This is a genomic window from Halomonas sp. DP5N14-9, assembly GCF_019802175.1.
GTDB classification, from domain to species: domain Bacteria; phylum Pseudomonadota; class Gammaproteobacteria; order Pseudomonadales; family Halomonadaceae; genus Halomonas; species Halomonas litopenaei.
The window spans coordinates 280,483-299,203 of the sequence record NZ_JAHVHR010000002.1 but is presented as its reverse complement, the minus strand read 5'-3'; the positions used below and the strand labels follow the sequence as shown (position 1 = coordinate 299,203).

Below are 18,721 nucleotides of genomic sequence, written 5' to 3'. Positions count from 1 at the left end.
GCTCACTTAGTCGTACAAGGATCGCGCCATGTCCCGCTCTCTCAGCCCCGCCGATCGGGCCATCCATCAGTTCGACAATGTATTGCGCACCCTGGTGCCGGGGGCGGCGCGGGCATCTCGGCCGACGCCCGCGGTCGATACGATCCATGACGGCGAAATGAGCCCGGATGAGCGCCATCACGCGGCCGGCCTGATGCGCATCAACCACACCGGAGAGGTATGCGCCCAGGCGCTGTACCAGGGCCAGGGCCTGACCGCCAAATTGCCGGAGGTGCGCGGCCAGATGGAGGAAGCCGCCCAGGAAGAGATCGATCACCTTGCCTGGTGCGAGGACCGGCTCAGGGAGTTGAATGCGCCGACCAGTCGACTCAATCCGCTGTTCTATGCGGCGTCCTTCGGCATGGGGGCACTGGCGGGGGCGGTTGGCGATCGTGTCAGCCTGGGCTTTGTCGCCGCCACCGAGGAACAGGTGGGCAAGCATCTGGACGAGCACCTCGAGACCTTGCCCGAAGGAGACAAGCGCTCCCGGGCGGTGCTCAGGCAGATGGCCATCGACGAGGCCCACCACGCCCAGCAGGCGCTGGAGGCTGGTGGCGCCAGGTTCCCTGGCCCGGTCAAGGCCGGCATGACGCTGATGTCCAGGGTGATGACCAAGAGCGTCTACCGCATCTGATCCTGTGCCGGTGGCCAGCGCCTGATGCTGCGATGGCCTCGCCCTCACGCAAAAGCCCCTGCCGATCGGCAGGGGCTTTTGCGTGAGGGTGGCTGTCGATCCGAGGCGCTCGCTGCTGCGCGGCGCTCGAAGCGGCCTCAGGACTCGACGATGGTGTAGGAATGGGTGACCTCAACGCCGCCCTTGGCCAGCATGATGGAGGCGCTGCAGTACTTGTCGGCGGAGAGTTCCACCGCGCGCTGGACCTGCTTTTCCTTGAGCCCCTTGCCGGTGACGGTGAAGTGCACGTGGATCTTGGTAAACACCGACGGCACGCTGTCGGCGCGTTCGGCCTCGATGTCGGCGACGCAGTCTTCCACCGGGGCGCGGGACTTCTCGAGGATCTCCAGCACGTCGAAGGAGGTGCAGGCGCCCATGCCCATCAGCAGCATCTCCATCGGGCGCGGCCCGGTGTTGCGGCCACCGTGATCGGGGGGGCCGTCGATGACCACGGCGTGGCCACTACCGGATTCGGCCACGAACTGACGGCCGTCGGTCCATTTGACGCTGGCTTTCATGGGGATTCCTTCTTTTTCTGCGATAGTGATGTCGATGTTTTTTGATGCGGTCTGCAGGATGCAGCCGGACTCAATCAGCGTTCGCCAGGAGCGCCGCCGAGTCTGTGATTCAACGCCTCGAGGCGCTCGGGCGTACCCACGTCGACCCAGTCTCCCCGATGGTGGGTGCCGGCGACGAGGTCGCGGGCCATGGCCTCGCGAAGCAGTGGAGCGACAGGATAGCAGGGAGCGGGCAGGTCATTCACCAGACGCGGGTCGATCAGCGCTATCCCCGAGTAGGTCAACTTTGGCGAGCCGTCGCTCGAAACTCTGCCGCCGGCCGCCAGGTGGAAGTCGCCGTCCGGGTTGTGGACGGGGTTGTCGACCAGCACCAGATGGGCCAGATCGCCCTCCAGAGAGGGCAGGGCGCTGGGGTCGATGTCGCAGAAGGCATCGGCGCTGACCAGCACGAAGGGCTCCTCGCCGAGCAGTGGGCGAGCCTTGGCGATACCGCCGGCGGTCTCCAGCGGCTCGTCCTCGCGACTGTAGGCAATCGATACCCCGTAGCGTTCACCGTCGCCCAGGGTCTCGATAATCTGGTCGGCACGGTAGCTGACGTTGATCACCACCTGTTCGATACCGCAGCCGGCCAGGCGCCTGAGGTGGTGGCCAATCAGCGGTTCGCCGGCCACCGGCAACAGGGGTTTGGGGCAGTGGTCGGTCAGCGGCCGCATGCGTTTGCCGAGACCGGCGGCCAGGATCATGGCTTTCATGGGCGCACCTCTGCGACGCGGGCTTCGATCAGCGGGCGCAGGCTGTCTTCGACCCAGGCGCTGAAGTCGGCGTGTCCCGCGAGGCCCTCCAGCCCCTCGAGGCTGTCCTGAAGATGGGCAAGAAAGTGAGGTAGACGCGCCAGGTAGCCGTCGCGCTGGTCGCGCAGGGTCAGGCGACAGAAGATGCCGAGCACCTTGAGCGCACGCTGGGCAGCCATGGCATTGACCCAGCGCAGGAAACTGTCGCTATCCACCGAGTCAGACAGGCGCCCGTCGGCTATCGCGCGCTGGCGGAAAGCCTCGCTCCAGGCCGCCCGGGTGGCCGCATCGAAGCGCCGATAGCGCCCGTGCAACAGCGAGATCAGGTCATAGGTGATGGGGCCTGCCAGGGCGTCCTGGAAGTCGATCAACCACAGTTCGGCGGCGTGACGCATCAGGTTCATGGCATCGAAGTCGCGGTGCACGGTGACCACCGGCTGGGCCAGCGCCTGTTCGATCAGCGCCTGGCGCAGCGCAGGCCAGCCGGGAGGCTGGCCATCCAACTCCAGCCACTGGGCGAGGCACCAGTCGGGGAACAGGTCCAGCTCCCGGGCCAGCGTTACGGCGTCGTAGGGCGGCAGGCTATCGCTCGGAGCCTTCCGCTGAAGCTCCTCGAGCAGCGCGATGGCGGCGTCGAAATGGGCGTGGGTGGTGGCCTCGTCGGCACCGTCGAGGGCCAGGTGCAGCGGCTCGTCGCCGAGGTCCTCAAGCTCCACGAAGCCCTGGTCGGCGTCCACGGCATAGACCCGGGGTACCGGCAGGCCCGCTGCGTGCCAGTCACGGGCGATGGCGACGAAGGGGCCGACGTCCTCCTGGGGGGGTGGGGCGTCCATCAGCATGCGGGTCTCCCCACTTTCCAGGGTGAGGCGGTAGTAACGCCTGAAGCTGGCGTCGCCGGCGGCCAGCACGAGATCGCTCGAGCCCTCGATGGACGGGTGCTGTGCCTGTGCCCAAAGGCGCAGTTGCTCGAGTCGGCGGGGGCTTTCAGCCTGGGACATCGGGGGGAAAACTCCTGGTGGCGGCAGGGCGAAGGATGCCAATGTCGGTTGACGCTCCGTTGGCCTCACCGCATGCTGTGCATGGATCAAGGGCGGCCGTGGCGCGAATCTCGTTGGTACAGATCGGCGTTACAGGTCGGCCGCGGCCTGTATAATACCGATTCACCCCGTCGAGGACAGCGTGCAACATGGCCAAGCGATACGCATGGACGGCCCTGGCGGGCCTCGCCACCACCAGTCTGGTGTCGTCCCCCCTGTGGGCGGCCCCACCTGAACCCCTGCCGGCAAGCCAGATGGATTGGCAGCCCTGGGGCGATGACCGTCCCGCCGGGACGGTGTGCCGAGGCTACTACGTTCAGCCCGAATACCGCCTTCCTGCGCCGGCCATCGATGGCCAGGTCAACAGCGAATCCAACACCGCCAACTACGGCACCGACGGTGACACCGTGCTCGACGGTGAAGTGGTGCTGCGCAAGGGCGATACCCAGCTCGAGGCAACCCGGGTGCAGGTACCACCGGAGCGTGACCTGGCCAACGCCAGTGGTCCCCTGACCCTGCGCGACAAGGGCCTGCTGGTGCGCGGTGACAGCGCCGAGGTGTCGCTGAACAGCGACCAGGCCACCATCGATTCGGCCCACTACGTGGCCCACGAGTCGCGCCTGCGCGGCGATGCCATCCAGCTCGAGCGAGTCAGTGACAACGTCTTTCGTTTGCGCGAGGCCAGCTTCACCACCTGTGAGCCTGGCGACAGCACCTGGCGCCTGATCGGCAACGATATTCTGCTGGATCGCAATCAGGGCTACGGTACCGCCAAGCATGCCCGCCTGGAGGTAGGCGATGTGCCGGTGTTCTACTGGCCCTGGGTGCGCTTTCCCATCGACGAGCGGCGCCAGACAGGCTTCCTGTGGCCGACCATCGGCGTCTCCGACGGTGGTGTCGACTACGCACAGCCCTTCTATCTGAATCTGGCGCCCAACTATGACGCCACCATCACCCCGCGCTGGATCGACGACAGCGGGTTACTGATGGGGGCGGAGTTCCGTTACCTGTTTCCCACCGATCAGGGCACTCTGGAAGGCGCCTACATCGGTGACGACGAGTCCGCCGGAGATGACGACTCCACCACCGAGCTCGAGAACGGCGACGAACGCTGGTACTTCGACTACAGCCATTACGGGCGCTTCAGCTCGCGCGTTCCCTACCGGCTGCGCTATGGCGCCGCCAGTGACGGCCGCTATTTCGATGACTTCGGGCGTACCTTTGGTGAGACCGATACCAGCAACATGGCGCGTCTGGCCCAGATCGACTACCTCGGCGACACCTGGAACCTCCAGGCCAAGGCCCAGGGCTATCAGCTGCTGGACGATCCGGTCGACGAAGGCGACAAGCCCTTCTACCGGCTGCCGAGCCTGACCGCCAACGGCCGCTGGTCCCAGGACCTCGGCTTCTATCAGGAGTGGAACTCCAACGCCACCTACTTCTGGCGCGATATCGAGGGCGACGAGAACGGCTTCTACGACTACGAGGATACCCAGCGCCGCATCCCGCTCAGGGAAGACGTCAAGGGCGCCCGCCTGGATCTGGCGCCGGCGGTGGGCTACCGCTTCGAGCCGAGCTGGGGCTTCTTCGAACCCCGCGTGGCGCTGCAGCACACGAGCTATGACCTCGACTATGACGAGCGCATCACCGACAACAGCGAGAGCCCGACGCTGACCGCACCGGTGACCACCATCGACGCCGGGCTGATCTTCGAGCGCGACTTCGCCTTTGGCGGTGACGACTGGCGCCAGACCCTCGAGCCACGCCTCAACTACGCCTACGTACCGGAGCGCGACCAGAGCGACTTCCCCGACTTCGACACCGAGGAGCTGGCGTTCTCGTGGGGCCAGCTGTGGTCGCCGTACCGCTTCTCCGGCGGCGATCGTCTGGGTGACCTGAACCGTTTGTCCTACGGCGTGGAAAGCCGCTTCCTCGAAGACCAGAGCGGCCGCGAGCGGTTGTCTGTGGGGGTCGGGCAGTCGGCCTACTTCGAGGACCGCAATATCGATATGGCCGGTGATCCCGACACCTTGCCCGGTGATGAGGAGTCCTTCGACTACTACGAAGCCACCCGCGATCGTTCGCCCTGGGTGACCCGAATCAACTGGCAGATCACCGACAATTGGAGCACCCGCTGGCAGTGGCTCTACGACGACGAGGAGAGTCGCACCGAGAGCACCGGCCTCGGCGTGCAGTACCGTGCCGACGCCGGTCACGTGCTCAACCTGGGCTACCGCTGGGAGATCGAAGGCTTCGACAACGCCGACGATGACGATGACGTTCGCAACTACAACCGCGAAGAGTACGACATGTCCTTCGCCTACAAGGCGACGGATCGTTTCGACGTCATCGGCCGGGTGCTCTACGACAACACCAACGACCGTGCCCTCGACCAGATGGCGGGTGTGCAGTGGAACGACTGCTGTTATGGTGTGCAGGTCGTGTGGCGCGAGTGGATCGAGGACGAGGACACCGCCAACAACATCGAGGACGACACCACGGATCGCGGGCTCTTCCTGCGCTTTGTGCTCAAGGGCTTCGGTGGCATCGGTGGCGACGCGGACACCTACTTCCAGTCTGCGGTGCCCGGTTACCGTCCCGGCCTGAACTAAATACCCTGGCGTATCCCCAACGGCGAGCACGAGACGTGCTCGCCGCATCGAATCTGAGTGAACGAGGAAGCATGACTATGCGTAGCCGACCCCTTGCCGCCCTGGCGATGGCCGCCTGCCTGGCACTGACCACCGTGGCGGCCCACGCCCAGGATGGTTACCGCCAGCCGCTGGATCGGATCGTCGCCGTGGTCAACGAGGACGCCATCATGGCCTCCCAGCTCGATGACCGTGTCGAGCAGGCCATGGCCAGACTGCGCGCCAGCGACATGGACACTCCTCCGGAGCAGGCCCTGCGTGAGCAGATTCTGGACCGCATGATCGTCGAGGAGATCGAGGTGCAGATGGCCGAGCGCATGAACCTGAGCGTCGACGATACCGAGCTCAATCGTCAGGTGCGCGCCGTGGCCAACCAGAACGGTGTCAGCCTGGAGCAGTTCGCCGATCGGCTCGAGTCCCAGGGCATGAGCCTGTCCCAGGTGCGTGATCAGATCCGTCGCGAGATGCTGATCATGAAGGTCCAGCAGGCCCAGGTGTCCAGCCGGATCAACATCTCCGAGTCCGAGGTCGAGCGCTATCTGCAGCAGCAAGGCGTCGGTACCAGCCGCGAGGAGGCGCGCCAGGCGATCTTCCAGCGCAAGGCCGGCGATGAACTCGAGAAGTGGGTTCAGGAAATTCGCGGCGAGGCCTTCGTCGAGAAGCGCCTGAACCAGGGCTGATGTCGCAGCGGATGAAGGCACCGATCGTGGTGACCACCGGCGAACCCGCCGGCATCGGTCCCGAGCTTGCCCTGATGCTGGCTGCGCGCCACGCCACCGACTGGGTCGCCATTGGCGACCCAGAGCTGTTGAGGGCTCGCGCCTTGGCGCTCGGACTGGATGTCGAGGTGGTAATAGCGGCACCGGGCGAGGCGCACCCGGGGCCGCGCCGGCAGCGTCTGGCGGTATGGCCGGTCGCGCTCAAGGAGGCCAGCGAGCCTGGCGTGCTGTCGACGGCCAACGCCGACTATGTGCTCGAGACCCTGGATATGGCGGTGGTCCAGTGCCTGGCCGGCAAGGCCTCGGCGATGGTCACGGCGCCGCTGCACAAGGGGGTGATCCGCGACGCGGGCCATCACCACTTCACCGGCCACACCGAGTACCTGCGCGATGCCTGCGGGGTCGAGGAGGTGGTCATGATGCTGGCCACCGACAGCGCCCTGCACGGGCGCGTCGTCTCGGCCGACGCCACCACTGATTCATTGCGTTCGATACCGCTGCGGGTGGCCCTGGCGACCACCCACCTGCCGCTGCGCGAGGTGGCCGACGCGCTGTCTCGAGAGGGTCTCGAGCGAGTGCTGCGTATTCTGGCCCGGGACCTGACAGACTTCTTTGGCGTTGTCTCTCCGCGGATCGCCGTGTGCGGTCTGAACCCCCACGCCGGCGAGGATGGGCATCTCGGGCGCGAAGAGATCGAGATCATCACCCCGGTGCTCGAACGGCTACGTGAAGAAGGACTGGCCCTTGACGGGCCGCTGCCGGCGGATACCCTGTTCACCCCGCGTCATCTCGACGGCGTCGACGCGGTGCTGGCGATGTATCATGACCAGGGTCTGCCGGTGCTCAAGTATTCGGGATTCGGCCAGGCCGCCAACATCACATTAGGGCTGCCGCTGGCACGGACCTCGGTGGACCACGGCACCGCCCTGGACCTGGCCGGGCATGGCACTGCCAGTCCCGATAGCCTGGCGGTGGCGATTGCCCTCGCCGAGGATATGGGCAGCCGGGTGGCCGAGCGCTGAAGGTCCGTCACCCCAACCCTCGTTTTGCAAAGGATTCAAGCATGTCATCCCGCCCCACGGCGCACCGGGCCCGCAAGCGCTTCGGTCAGAACTTCTTGCGTGATCCCGGCGTCATCTCGCGCATCGTGCGTTCCATCGGGGCGCGCCCCGGCGACCGTATGGTCGAGATCGGCCCAGGCCAGGGGGCGCTGACCGAACCACTGCTCGATGCCACCGACGGTGATCTCGAGGTCATCGAGCTGGACCGGGACCTGATTCCGGGGCTGCGGGTGCAATTCTTCAATCACCCGAACTTCGTCATCCACGAAGGCGACGCCCTCAAGATGGACTTCGTTGCGCTACGCGGCGAGGGCCAGCCACTCAGGGTCGTCGGCAACCTTCCCTACAACATCTCGACCCCGCTGATCTCGCACCTGCTCAAGGCTGGCGACGCCATCCAGGACATGCACTTCATGCTGCAGAAGGAGGTGGTGGATCGTCTTGCGGCGCCACCGGGCGGAGGTGATCGTGGGCGGCTGTCGGTGCTGGCGCAGTACTTCTGCGACGTCGATTCGCTGTTCGTGGTACCGCCGGAGGCCTTCGTGCCGCGTCCCAAGGTGGACTCGGCCATCGTCAGGCTGACCCCGCGTGAGCGACCCCAGGGGCGGGCCAAGGACGAGACGTTGCTGTTCGACGTGGTGCGCGAGGCCTTCGGTCAGCGGCGCAAGACGCTGCGCAACAATCTCAAGGGACGCATCGACGGTGACGCCCTCGAGGCCCTCGGTATCGATCCGAGCCGGCGGCCCCAGACGCTGGAGGTGGAAGAGTTCGTGTCCATCGCCAACGCCTTGAGTGCAGAGGAGAATCCGTCATGAGCGAGATGCCCGACGTAAGGGTCGATGTGGAGCCCGCCTATCGTGAAGATGAATCTTCGCCGATGGAGAACCGCTTCGTGTTCAGCTACACGGTGACGGTGCACAATCATTCGCCGGGGAATATTCAGTTGATGGCGCGTTTCTGGAAGATCACCCAGACCAGCGGGCAGGTCCAGGAGGTTCGTGGCAAGGGGGTGGTCGGCAAGCAGCCGATGATAGGCCCCGGTCAGACCTTTCAGTACACCAGTCGTGCCATTCTCGACGGGCCGGTAGGGTTCATGGAAGGGGCCTACACCTGCGTGGACACCGCCAGCCAGCGTCCCTTCGAGGTGCCGATCACGGTGTTTCGCCTGGCCACACCCAACCAGATTCACTGATCTGGCGAATCGAACGCCCTTCAAGAGCCCCGAGATCCTATGAAACGCTACGCTATCGGTGACCTTCAAGGCTGTCACGAGGAATTCATCGCCCTGCTCGAGGCGCTCGACTTCGATCCACGTCGGGATCAGTTGTGGCTGGCCGGAGATCTGGTCAACCGCGGGCCGGGGTCGCTGGCCTGCCTGCGCGAAGTGATGGCGCTGGGGGAGGCGGCCAGGGTGGTGCTAGGCAACCACGACCTGCATTTGCTGGCGGTGGCGCGAGGTGGCGCCGCGACCAAGCGCAAGGACACCATCGACGATATTCTAGAGGCCGAGGATCGCGAGACCCTGCTCGACTGGCTCCAGGCCAGGCCGCTGCTGGTGCGCGATGGCAATACCCTGATGACCCACGCCGGCCTGCCGCCCCAGTGGGGGCTGGATCAGGCCGAGTCGCTGGCCGGTGAGGTCGAGTGGATGCTGACCGGCGAGCGTGCCGGCGATTTTCTCACGCGCATGTACGGCAATCGTCCGCGCCGCTTCAAGCCGCACCAGGAAGGGGTCGACCGCCTGCGGGCCATCGTCAACACCCTGACCCGTATGCGCTTCATCGACGCCGAGGGGCGCCTGGATTTCGACGCCAAGGAAGGCCTGGACAGTGCGCCGGATGGCTTCGCTCCCTGGTTTCAGTACCCTCGCCAGGATGATCCCTGGCTGCTGTTCGGCCACTGGGCCGCGCTCAACGGCGAGGCCAGCGGCAGTCGGGTTCGCGCCGAGGCGCTGGATACCGGCTGCGTCTGGGGCGGCAGCCTGACCGCGCTGGACCTGGACAGCGGCGAGCGCATCAGCGTGCCCAGTCGGCAGTTTGCGTAACGCCGCAGGCCACTCGCCGAGACCCACTTCCCCGTGCCCGACCCTTCCCTTTATCAAGGAGTCCATATGACGTCCGCCGCCTTCGAACATCTGGATATCGAGCGCCTGAGCCAGTGGCTCGATGAGCAAGGCGAGCTGTGTCTCGTCGATATTCGCGATCCCGGCAGCTACGCCCAGGGCCACATTCCCGGCAGCCGCCATCTGGACAACCACAGCGTAGGGCCGTTGGTCGAACAGACGCCGAAGGATAGACCCCTGGTAGTGGTGTGCTATCACGGCCATTCCAGCCAGCAGGCGGCAAGCTGGCTCAGCGCCCAGGGCTTCGAGCGCGTCTACAGCCTCGATGGTGGCTTTACCGAGTGGCAGCATCGCCTGCCCGAACGGGTGAGCCGGATGGCGTCATGACCCAGGAACGCGAGCAGCGTCAGGGCGACGAGCCTTGTGCGGGGCTGGAGGTCTATCGGGTGGGTGGCGCGGTACGCGACGCGCTGCTTGGCTGGCCGGTGAAGGACACCGACTGGGTGGTGGTCGGTGCCACCCCCGAGGCCATGCGCCAGCGTGGTTTTCGCCCGGTGGGGCGCGACTTTCCGGTATTTCTGCACCCCGAGACCCACGAAGAGTACGCCCTGGCGCGGACCGAGCGAAAGTCTGGTCACGGCTATACCGGCTTTGTGGTGCACGCCAGCCCCGAGGTGACCCTGGAGGAAGACCTGGCCCGCCGCGATCTGACCATCAACGCCATGGCCGAGTCACTCGACGGCGCGCTGGTGGATCCCTTCGATGGCCGTCGAGACCTCGATGATCGACTGCTGCGCCACGTCAGCCCGGCTTTCGTCGAGGATCCCTTGAGGGTGCTGCGTACCGCCCGCTTTCTGGCCCGTTATGCAGGTCTTGGTTTTCGCATCGCCGAACCGACCCAGGCGCTGATGCGCCAACTGGCCGACAGCGGTGAGCTCGACCATCTGGTGGCCGAGCGGGTCTGGGTGGAGACCGAGAAAGCGCTCGGCGAGCCCGAGCCGCGGCATTACTTCGATGCCCTGGCCGCCTGCGGTGCACTTAAGCGGCTGATGCCGGCGCTGAGCGAGGCGGGCGGTGATGCCCTGGAGCGTGCGCTTGTTCGGATGACGAGATTGCCCGAGGCGTTGTCCGGTTCGCCCTGTTGGCGCTGGGGGCGACTGGTGGAGGCACTGAGTGCGCCCGCACGCAAGGCCCTGGAGGAGCGCCTCAAGCTACCCAACGACTATCGTGACGCCGGGCATCAGTTAGCGTCGACCCGACAGCTGGCGTCGTCGCTTGCTCAGGACGGTGATCGCTCGGCGCCGTTGATCGCCATGGACTGGCTCGATGGCATCGACGCCTGGCGCCGCGGTGAGCGGGTGTCGCCGCTGCTGGCGGTGCTGGCACTTAGGCGTCCCGGGGACGCCGAACGGTTGGCGCTGGGCTATCGTACGGCGCTGGCGCTCTCGCCCAGAGACCTGCTCGATGAGGGCTTCAAGGGTGCGGCGCTGGGTCAGGAGCTACGACACAGGCGGCTTGCCGTCCTGGAAGACGCCTGGCGCTAGCGGGCTTGCGGGGCTACTGCTCGAGAGTCCCCTCGAGTGCTGCGCGTGAAGGCAGCGCCCGATCCCCCCAGTGGAACTCGATGGGCCACAACGGCTGGTCGTCCGCGTCGAAGGCCTGCCAGATCTCCTGATAGCAGCGCCCGTCGAGGGGGTGGCGGTGCTCCGGCAGCAGCTCGGCCATGGGCCAGAGCACGAAGGCGTGGTGCAGGATTTCGCCTCGCGGCAGGCTGACGCCGTCGATGTCGCCTACCTGCTCGCCGACGGTGAGGATGTCCACGTCGAGGGTGCGAGGGCTGAACTTGGGGCTGTCCTTGCGTCGACCATTGGCGGCCTCGAGACGTTTGCACCAGGCCTGCAGTTCGCCAACGGACCAGTCGCTGTAGAGGGCGACCACCAGGTTGTAGAAGTTGCGACCGTCTTCGAAGCCGACCGGCTTGCTTTCGTAGACCCGCGAGATGGCAAGCTCGCCAAAGGTCTCCGACAGGGCGTCCAGGCAGACGCGAATATGCTGGTCGCGCTCGATATTGCTGCCAAGACTCAGGGTTACCAGCGCCATCAGTGGCCCCCGGGGCGCTGACCGCGCTCGATGCTGACGCCTACGGCGCGGGCGTTGGCCACCGCCCCGGGCTTGCGCAGGGTCATCTTCAGCCAGGGCACGCCGAACTCCTCCTGCAATAGTTCCGCCAGCCGCTCGGCGAAGGTTTCCACCAACTCGAAGCTGTGTTCTTCGGCGAAGACCCCGATGCGACGGCTGATGGCGTCATAGTCGAGGGTCTGGCTCAGGTCATCGTCTTGCGCTGCAGCGCGGATGTCGGTGGCCAGCACCAGGTCCAGCGTCAGGCGCTGGGTGATGCTGCGCTCCCAGTCATAGACGCCGATGACGGTATCCAGTTCAAGGCCTTCGATCAGTACCTGATCCATCGGTGATCCCCGGTGATTGTCCTCCCGGCCGCTAAGTAAGAACCGGGAAAAGCAGGTGTGACAAGGCGCCCGATTGTACTTGAGCCGCCCCCCGGGAAACAGGCCGCGGGTGACTCGCGAGTGCTCGTACTGGCAAACTACGACGGAATGCCCTTGAGTGTGGCATCTTTCGCCAGCACCGGTTGCGTCGGGTCAGGAGTCGCCATGGGTTCATCGTTGGAAGTGATACTGCCCTTGACCGCTCTTGCCTACCTGAGCGGCACCTGGCTGGGAGCCATCAGCGTCTGCCGCTGGGCCGGGCGCCCGGATCCGCGGCTCAGCGGCTCCTGCAATCCCGGCTTCTCCAATGTGCTTCGCCAGCACGGAGTGCCGCTGGCGCTGGCGACGCTGGCGATCGACGCCCTGAAAAGCTGGCCGGTGCTGCTGCTCGGCCTGTGGCTCGAACTGCCGCCCTGGGGGCTAGGCCTGGTGGGGCTCGGTGTGCTGCTGGGCCACTGCTACCCGGCGTGGTATCGCTTCCGTGGTGGCAAGGCGGTGGCCAGCGCCTTCGGCGTGATGCTGTTGTTGACCCCTGGGGTAGCCCTGGTCAGCGCCGTGATCTGGGCGCTGCTTGCCTGGTGGGCGCACACCGCGGCGGTGGCCTCACTGACCAGCGCCACCCTGGCCCCGCTGCTGAGCCTGTGGCTGGCGCCGGACTTTGTCTGGGTAGTGCTGGTATTCGCCGGTCTTGTGGTGGCCCGCCACGCCATCAATATCGGCCGGTTGCGCCAGGGCAAGGAGCCCCACCTGTAAAGCGACCGGCTCGATGGGGCAGGCAGGGCACCTGGGCGTATAGAGAGCGCAATCATGGCCCTTTCTTCTTGCTAGTCGACTACGGCGCGCTGAGTTGATCCATCGGCCAGCGCGGCACCGCCTTCATCTGTCCCACGGTATCGCGTTCTCCCGCCAGCAGGCGCTGAGCACCGGCATAAGCGATCATGGCCCCGTTGTCGGTGCAGAAGCGGCCGCGAGGGTAGTAGGCGCGAGCCCCCTGTTTTCGCGTCGCTTCTTCCAGCTTGGCGCGAAGACGCACATTGGCACTGACACCGCCGGCCACCACCAGGCGGGTGAGCCCGGTCTGCTTGAGGGCCCGACGGCACTTGATCGCCAGGGTGTCGGCGACGGCCTCCTCGAAGGCTCTGGCGACGTCGGCGCGGGCCTGGTCGTCGAGCTGGCCAGCCTGTTCTAAGTGACGAATGGCGGTCAGGGTGTGGGTCTTGAGCCCCGAAAAGCTGAAGTCGAGACCCGGGCGATCGGTCATCGGCCGGGGGAAGCGGAAGCGGCCCGGGTCGCCGCCCTCGGCCAGGGCGGCTACCCGCGGGCCGCCGGGATAATCGAGGTCCAGCATCTTGGCAGCCTTGTCGAAGGCTTCACCGGCGGCATCGTCCACCGATTCGCCCAGCAGTTGATAGCACCCGATGCCGTCAACCTGGACCAGCTGGGTGTGGCCGCCCGAGACCAGCAATGCCACGAAGGGAAAGGCCGGAGGCTCGTCCTCGAGCATGGGAGCGAGCAGGTGTCCTTCCATATGGTGAACGCCGAGCACCGGAATGCCGAGTGCGCGGGCCATGCCGTGGGCGGTGCTGGCGCCGACCATCAGCGCGCCGACCAGCCCGGGGCCTGCCGTGTAGGCGATGGCGTCCAGCTGGGTGCGTTCGAGCTGTGCTCCAGAGAGCACCTGGTCGATCAACGGCAGCAGGCGCCGGGTATGGTCGCGAGAGGCGAGTTCCGGCACCACACCGCCGTAGTCCGCGTGCATCGCCACCTGGCTATGCAACGCATCGGCCAGCAAGCCGCGGTCGGTGTCGTAAAGGGCGACGCCGGTCTCGTCGCAGGAGGTTTCGATGCCTAGTACGCGCATGGATCGGGCTCGGGAAACGGTGAAAGGGGGGAGTATTCTACGCCGATTTGGCTTCCGCTGCATAAGCGACGGGCTCCCTTTCGGCGGCCGCGGCGCGCCTTGTGGCAGGCAAGCAGCGCTGGCGGCGGGTACAGATTGAAGGGTGAGCGAGACGAAAGCATTTGCAAGAAAGCGGGATGGTCACTAAAATACTGTCCGCTGCAAGACTGGGTCGTGCATCCAGGGCTCGCTTCCCCCGTCTCTGTTCCGTTTCAGGTCATGCCCGCAGGGTTCCTGCGCTGAGCTGTTGTCAGCTCAAGGGTTGGCCGGACAAGGAGTGGTGCGGGGTATTGGCCTTGAAGGTGTGCGTACAAACCGAACTCAAGTTACCCAAGGTAGGTGAGTGCTTAATGCCTTCTGTCAAAGTACGTGATAACGAGCCGTTTGACGTCGCTCTGCGTCGCTTCAAGCGTTCCTGTGAAAAAGCCGGCGTTCTGTCCGAGGTTCGTCGTCGTGAGCAGTACGAGAAGCCGACTGCCGAGCGCAAGCGCAAGGCTGCTGCCGCTGTCAAGCGTCACGCCAAGAAGCTCCAGCGCGAGCGCAAGCGTTTCGAACGGCTCTATTGATCCGTACTTGAGTCGAGCGCGGTCCGCCGCCCTCGGTTCAGGAGGACGCCAAGCGGCCGCCATTGAGGTGGCCGCTTGTTTTTCTGACGTTTGTCGCCGACTCCCGCTTCGCTTCTCTTGCTCCTGCTAGTGCATTGTCTAGCGCGTTTCAGTCTAGACTAGCGCGCTTAAGTCGAGAGAGCTCCTGTCGAGCAGAATATGGCCGGTCAGATTCCCCAGCGTTTCATCGATGATCTCCTTGCCCGCGTCGACGTGGTCGAAGTGGTGGGAGAGCGCGTCAAGCTGAAAAAGGCCGGGCGCAACCATTCCGGTCTGTGCCCCTTCCACCAGGAAAAGAGCCCGTCTTTCACGGTCAGTGCGGACAAGCAGTTCTATCACTGCTTCGGCTGCGGCGCCCACGGCAACGCCCTGCGCTTTCTGATGGAGTACGACAAGCTGCGGTTTCCCGAAGCGGTGGAGCAGCTGGCCTCGCGGATGGGAATGGAAGTGCCGAGGGAAGGGGCGGACGACCCTCGCGCCCAGGCCCGCGAGAAGAAGCGCAAGGAAGGCGTCAACCTGCTGGAAATGTCGGCCAGCTATTTTCGCGAGCGGCTCAAGATGCCAGAAGGCAAGGCGGCGCGCGAATACCTCGAGGGTCGAGGGCTGTCCGATGAGGTGCGCGAGACCTTCGGCATCGGCTACGCGCCGGCCCAGTGGGAGGCGCTGAAGCGACACCTGGGCAGCCAGGGCGTCGATGAGTCGGTGCAGATCGAGTACGGCCTGCTGGTGCATCACGAGGACAGTGGCCGCAGCTACGACCGCTTCCGCGATCGGGTCGTCTTTCCGATCCGCGACATTCGCGGCAGGACGCTTGGCTTCGGCGGCCGAGTGATGGGCGACGCCAAGCCCAAGTACCTGAACTCTCCAGAGACGCCGGTGTTCCACAAGGGGCGCGAGCTCTACGGCCTCTATGAGGCACGTCAGGCCAATCATCGCCTGGAACGCCTGCTGATCGTCGAGGGCTACATGGACGTGGTGGCGCTGGCCCAGTTCGGCATCCGCAACGCGGTGGCGACGCTTGGCACCGCCACCACCGCCGATCACCTGCGTCGGCTGTTCCGTCTGGTCAGCGAGGTGGTGTTCTGCTTCGACGGCGACAAGGCGGGACGTCAGGCGGCGGCGCGGGCGCTGGAAACGGTACTGCCGGAGATGATCGATGGTCGCCAGGCACGCTTCCTGTTCCTGCCGGAGGGAGAGGATCCCGACTCCCTGGTGCGCAAGGAGGGAACCGAGGCCTTCGAGGATCGGGTGACGTGCGCAAGCCCTCTGTCGGAGTTTCTGTTCGAGCACGCCGCCCAGGGGCGCGATCTGGCCCAGCTTGAGTCGCGAGAGCGCTACGCCAGTCAGGTGCTGGCAGCGATCGAGAAGCTGCCGCAGGGGGTGCTCAAGTCGCTGATGCTGACCGAGCTCTCGCGTCGCACCGGGGTCGAGCAGTCGCGCTTCGAGGCGCTGCTGGCGCCGGCGCCCGAAGACAACGACGTCGCGCCGGTCGATGAGTTGTTCGAACCCGTCGTCGAGGACGGCGAGCCGGCGCCGCGACCGCGCCGTTCCGGGGGCGCCCTTGGCCTGATGGCGCGAACCCTGCAATTGCTGGTTCACGAGCCCAGGCTGGTGGAGCGCTTGCCCGAATCGCTGGACTGGTGCGGGGGGCAGGACGAGGACGCCCGGCTATGCCGGGAGGTCATTACCTTGCTGCGCGCTGGCGGCTACTCAAGCGCTCAGGTGCTGCTGATGCACTTTCACGGCAGCGAGGACGGTGAGCGGCTGGCGGCGCTGGCGCGACGGGAGTTGTTGATCCCGGTGGCGGCCAGGGCGGCGGAGCTCGATGGTCTGGTGAGCTATTTTCAGAGAGCCAGTCAGACCCCGTCCCGGCAGGAAGAGATCGACGCCTTGCTGAGGCGGCAACAGTCCGGCGAGCGGTTGTCGAGTGAAGAACGCGGGCGCTTGATGGAGTTGCTGGCGGCGGGGCGCTAGGTCGCTTGCGGCAGGGCGCGAGCGCTGTCACGACGGCAGGTTCGGCTACCACCAATGGTAAGAACCTGTGAGCGATCGACGACAAATATGAGGTATGGATGCGGGTAGGGTTGAATTTTGTCCTACCATCACCATCTAAGGGATACGGCGCTGACAAGTGGCGCAACCAGATAAACTAACACACCTGAGACATCGCGCAAACACTCCAGACTGGCAGAAGTGGCCCCAAAACCGCTATACTGTCCGGCTTACCGAGTTTCTCCACCTTAGCGCTTCAGGTGCTTCATTCTTCTTCGTCGAGATAGGGTTTCTATGGCTGGAAATGCGCAGCAGCAGTCACGTCTGAAGGAGTTGATCGCGCGCGGCAAGGAACAGGGCTTCCTGACCTATGCCGAGGTCAACGACCACCTTCCCGAAGATATCGCCGACCCCGACCAGGTGGAAGATATCATCGGCATGATCAATGACATGGGTATTAACGTCGTCGAGGAAGCTCCCGACGAAGATACCCTGATGATGTCGGATCACTCAACCGATGAATCCGCGGCTGAAGAGGCAGTGGCGGCCCTGGCCGCGGTGGAAAGCGATGTCGGTCGCACCACGGACCCGGTGCGCATGTACATGCGCGAGATGGGCACCGTCGAGCTGTTGACTCGTGAAGGCGAGATCGAGATCGCCAAGCGCATCGAAGAAGGCACCCGTGAAGTCATGTCGGCGCTGGCCTATGTGCCGGGTGCCGTCGAGTCGATCCTCGATGCCTACGATGCCACCCAGGACGAGGAAGCGCCGGGACGTCTCTCTGACCTGTTTTCCGGCTTCATCGACCCCGACGAAGGCATCCCCGGCGTGGCCGAGGCCGAAGTGCCCGAGGTGGACGAGCAGGCTGCCAGCGACGACGACGAAGACGGCGAGGAAGAAGAGGACGACTCCGGTGGTGGCCCGGATCCGGAAGAGGCCCGTGCGCGTTTCGGGCAGATTCGCGAGCAGAGTCAGGCCGCCAACGCCGCCATCGAGACCCACGGTCGTCAGTCCCGTGAGGCTCAGGAAGAGCTGGCACGTCTGGCCGAGCTGTTCTCTCCGATCAAGCTGGTGCCCAAGCACTTCGAACGTCTGGTCGGACAGGTCCGCATCAGCGTCGAGCAGGTGCGTGCCCAGGAAAAGACGGTGATGCAGCTCCTGGTGAAGCAGGCCAAGGTGCCGCGCAAGGCCTTTATCAAGGCCTTCCCGAGCAACGAGTCCCGGCTCGACTGGCTCGACGACTTCATGGCCGACAACGCCCGCTACGCCGATCGTCTCGCGCCGCTCAAGGCTGACGTACAGCGTGCCCAGCGCAAGATCGCCTTCGAGGAGGAGATGATCCAGCTGCCGGTGAGCGAGGTGAAGGAGGTCAATCGTCGCCTGTCCATCGGTGAGGCCAAGGCTCGCCGTGCCAAGAAGGAGATGGTCGAGGCCAACCTGCGTCTGGTCATCTCCATCGCCAAGAAGTACACCAATCGCGGCCTGCAGTTCCTCGACCTGATCCAGGAAGGCAACATCGGCCTGATGAAGGCGGTGGACAAGTTCGAATATCGTCGCGGCTACAAGTTCTCGACCTACGCCACCTGGTGGATTCGTCAGGCGATCACGCGTTCCATCGCCGACCAGGCGCGCACCATCCGTATTCCGGTGCACATGATCGAGACCATCAACAAGCTCAACCGCGTTTCGCGGCAGATGCTGCAGGAGATGGGGCGCGAGCCGACGCCTGAAGAACTGGGCGAACGTCTCGAGATGCCGGAAGACAAGGTGCGCAAGGTGCTCAAGATCGCCAAGGAGCCGATCTCCATGGAGACGCCGATCGGTGACGACGACGATTCGCACCTGGGTGACTTCATCGAAGACTCCACCATGGTGCTGCCGATCGACTCGGCCACCGGCGAGGGCCTCGTCGAAGCCACGCGCAACGTGCTCGGTGGCCTGACCGCCCGCGAAGCCAAGGTGCTGCGGATGCGCTTCGGTATCGACATGAACACCGACCACACCCTCGAGGAGGTCGGCAAGCAGTTTGACGTGACCCGCGAGCGTATCCGTCAGATCGAGGCCAAGGCGCTGCGCAAGTTGCGCCATCCGACCCGCTCCGAACCGCTGCGCTCCTTCCTCGACGAGTAACGCCTGTCTCGACCGAGCAGGGCTTGCGTCGACAGCGAA

At 65.2% G+C, this 18,721-nt stretch carries 19 protein-coding genes; 13 read left to right on the top strand and 6 right to left on the bottom strand.

The genetic code is table 11. From position 1 onward, the window contains the following. Window positions 1-28: 28 nt before the first annotated feature. Window positions 29-673 carry a 2-polyprenyl-3-methyl-6-methoxy-1,4-benzoquinone monooxygenase gene (coq7, locus tag KUW00_RS02900; RefSeq protein WP_108131334.1) on the top strand — a complete coding sequence of 215 codons (645 nt, stop codon included), beginning with the start codon at window positions 29-31 and terminating at the stop codon, window positions 671-673. A 137-nt stretch (window positions 674-810) separates the two neighbouring features. Here coq7 and KUW00_RS02895 read toward each other — a convergent pair whose 3' ends face one another. The 3 genes from KUW00_RS02895 to KUW00_RS02885 all read right to left on the bottom strand — a co-directional run bounded on the left by KUW00_RS02895 (window position 811) and on the right by KUW00_RS02885 (window position 3,019). Next, window positions 811-1,230: an OsmC family protein gene (locus tag KUW00_RS02895; RefSeq protein WP_108131335.1), complete on the bottom strand. Its 420-nt coding sequence runs from the start codon at window positions 1,228-1,230 to the stop codon at window positions 811-813. A 74-nt stretch (window positions 1,231-1,304) separates the two neighbouring features. Beyond that, window positions 1,305-1,982 carry an N-acetylmuramate alpha-1-phosphate uridylyltransferase MurU gene (gene murU / locus KUW00_RS02890; RefSeq protein WP_045991846.1) on the bottom strand — a complete coding sequence of 226 codons (678 nt, stop codon included), beginning with the start codon at window positions 1,980-1,982 and terminating at the stop codon, window positions 1,305-1,307. Beyond that, window positions 1,979-3,019 carry an aminoglycoside phosphotransferase family protein gene (locus tag KUW00_RS02885; protein ID WP_045991847.1) on the bottom strand — a complete coding sequence of 347 codons (1,041 nt, stop codon included), beginning with the start codon at window positions 3,017-3,019 and terminating at the stop codon, window positions 1,979-1,981. Before KUW00_RS02885 ends, murU begins: the two co-directional genes overlap by 4 nt. 188 nt (window positions 3,020-3,207) lie before the next feature. Here KUW00_RS02885 and KUW00_RS02880 point away from each other — a divergent pair, with 188 nt between their 5' ends. The 8 genes from KUW00_RS02880 (at window position 3,208) to KUW00_RS02845 (ending at window position 11,095) form a co-directional block, all read left to right on the top strand. After that, window positions 3,208-5,670, top strand: a complete 2,463-nt coding sequence (locus KUW00_RS02880) for an LPS-assembly protein LptD (protein ID WP_045991848.1) — start codon at window positions 3,208-3,210, stop codon at window positions 5,668-5,670. A gap of 71 nt (window positions 5,671-5,741) precedes the next feature. Further along, entirely contained in the window at window positions 5,742-6,389 is a 648-nt protein-coding gene (locus tag KUW00_RS02875) for a SurA N-terminal domain-containing protein (RefSeq protein WP_253555377.1), read from the top strand. A gap of 11 nt (window positions 6,390-6,400) precedes the next feature. Then, window positions 6,401-7,450: a 4-hydroxythreonine-4-phosphate dehydrogenase PdxA gene (pdxA, locus tag KUW00_RS02870; RefSeq protein ID WP_222568194.1), complete on the top strand. Its 1,050-nt coding sequence runs from the start codon at window positions 6,401-6,403 to the stop codon at window positions 7,448-7,450. Between the two features lie 41 nt (window positions 7,451-7,491). Then, complete coding sequence (rsmA, locus tag KUW00_RS02865; RefSeq protein ID WP_108448069.1) at window positions 7,492-8,304, top strand: 16S rRNA (adenine(1518)-N(6)/adenine(1519)-N(6))-dimethyltransferase RsmA; 813 nt, start codon at window positions 7,492-7,494, stop codon at window positions 8,302-8,304. Next, window positions 8,301-8,681, top strand: a complete 381-nt coding sequence (gene apaG, locus KUW00_RS02860; RefSeq protein WP_045991851.1) for a Co2+/Mg2+ efflux protein ApaG — start codon at window positions 8,301-8,303, stop codon at window positions 8,679-8,681. Before rsmA ends, apaG begins: the two co-directional genes overlap by 4 nt. Before the next feature lie 39 nt (window positions 8,682-8,720). After that, a complete protein-coding gene (locus KUW00_RS02855; RefSeq protein ID WP_108448070.1) occupies window positions 8,721-9,533 on the top strand; it encodes a symmetrical bis(5'-nucleosyl)-tetraphosphatase in 813 nt (270 codons plus the stop codon). Window positions 9,534-9,599: 66 nt separating this feature from the next. Next, complete coding sequence (glpE, locus tag KUW00_RS02850) at window positions 9,600-9,938, top strand: thiosulfate sulfurtransferase GlpE (RefSeq protein WP_222515613.1); 339 nt, start codon at window positions 9,600-9,602, stop codon at window positions 9,936-9,938. Next, the gene (locus KUW00_RS02845) at window positions 9,935-11,095 is read left to right on the top strand and encodes a polynucleotide adenylyltransferase (RefSeq protein ID WP_315901101.1); all 1,161 of its coding nucleotides are present in this window, start codon (window positions 9,935-9,937) and stop codon (window positions 11,093-11,095) included. The genes glpE and KUW00_RS02845 overlap by 4 nt, the downstream gene beginning before the upstream one ends. A 13-nt stretch (window positions 11,096-11,108) precedes the next feature. Here the strand turns inward: KUW00_RS02845 and folK are convergent, their stop codons facing one another. Together folK and folB are read right to left on the bottom strand one after the other, a co-directional pair. Beyond that, window positions 11,109-11,651 carry a 2-amino-4-hydroxy-6-hydroxymethyldihydropteridine diphosphokinase gene (gene folK, locus KUW00_RS02840; protein WP_045991855.1) on the bottom strand — a complete coding sequence of 181 codons (543 nt, stop codon included), beginning with the start codon at window positions 11,649-11,651 and terminating at the stop codon, window positions 11,109-11,111. Next, window positions 11,651-12,016 carry a dihydroneopterin aldolase gene (gene folB / locus KUW00_RS02835; RefSeq protein WP_045991856.1) on the bottom strand — a complete coding sequence of 122 codons (366 nt, stop codon included), beginning with the start codon at window positions 12,014-12,016 and terminating at the stop codon, window positions 11,651-11,653. The genes folK and folB overlap by 1 nt, the downstream gene beginning before the upstream one ends. A gap of 204 nt (window positions 12,017-12,220) precedes the next feature. Between folB and KUW00_RS02830 the strand changes: the two genes are divergently transcribed. Beyond that, complete coding sequence (locus KUW00_RS02830; protein WP_045991857.1) at window positions 12,221-12,808, top strand: glycerol-3-phosphate acyltransferase; 588 nt, start codon at window positions 12,221-12,223, stop codon at window positions 12,806-12,808. Window positions 12,809-12,887: 79 nt separating this feature from the next. Here the strand turns inward: KUW00_RS02830 and tsaD are convergent, their stop codons facing one another. Next, complete coding sequence (gene tsaD, locus KUW00_RS02825) at window positions 12,888-13,916, bottom strand: tRNA (adenosine(37)-N6)-threonylcarbamoyltransferase complex transferase subunit TsaD (RefSeq protein WP_222568193.1); 1,029 nt, start codon at window positions 13,914-13,916, stop codon at window positions 12,888-12,890. Between the two features lie 389 nt (window positions 13,917-14,305). Here tsaD and rpsU point away from each other — a divergent pair, with 389 nt between their 5' ends. The 3 genes from rpsU to rpoD all read left to right on the top strand — a co-directional run bounded on the left by rpsU (window position 14,306) and on the right by rpoD (window position 18,682). Next, entirely contained in the window at window positions 14,306-14,521 is a 216-nt protein-coding gene (gene rpsU, locus KUW00_RS02820; protein WP_013333229.1) for a 30S ribosomal protein S21, read from the top strand. A 198-nt stretch (window positions 14,522-14,719) separates the two neighbouring features. Next, window positions 14,720-16,534, top strand: coding sequence for a DNA primase (gene dnaG / locus KUW00_RS02815; protein WP_222568192.1), 1,815 nt, complete (start codon window positions 14,720-14,722; stop codon window positions 16,532-16,534). 312 nt (window positions 16,535-16,846) lie between these two features. Next, entirely contained in the window at window positions 16,847-18,682 is a 1,836-nt protein-coding gene (rpoD, locus tag KUW00_RS02810; RefSeq protein WP_108131339.1) for an RNA polymerase sigma factor RpoD, read from the top strand. Window positions 18,683-18,721: the final 39 nt, after the last annotated feature.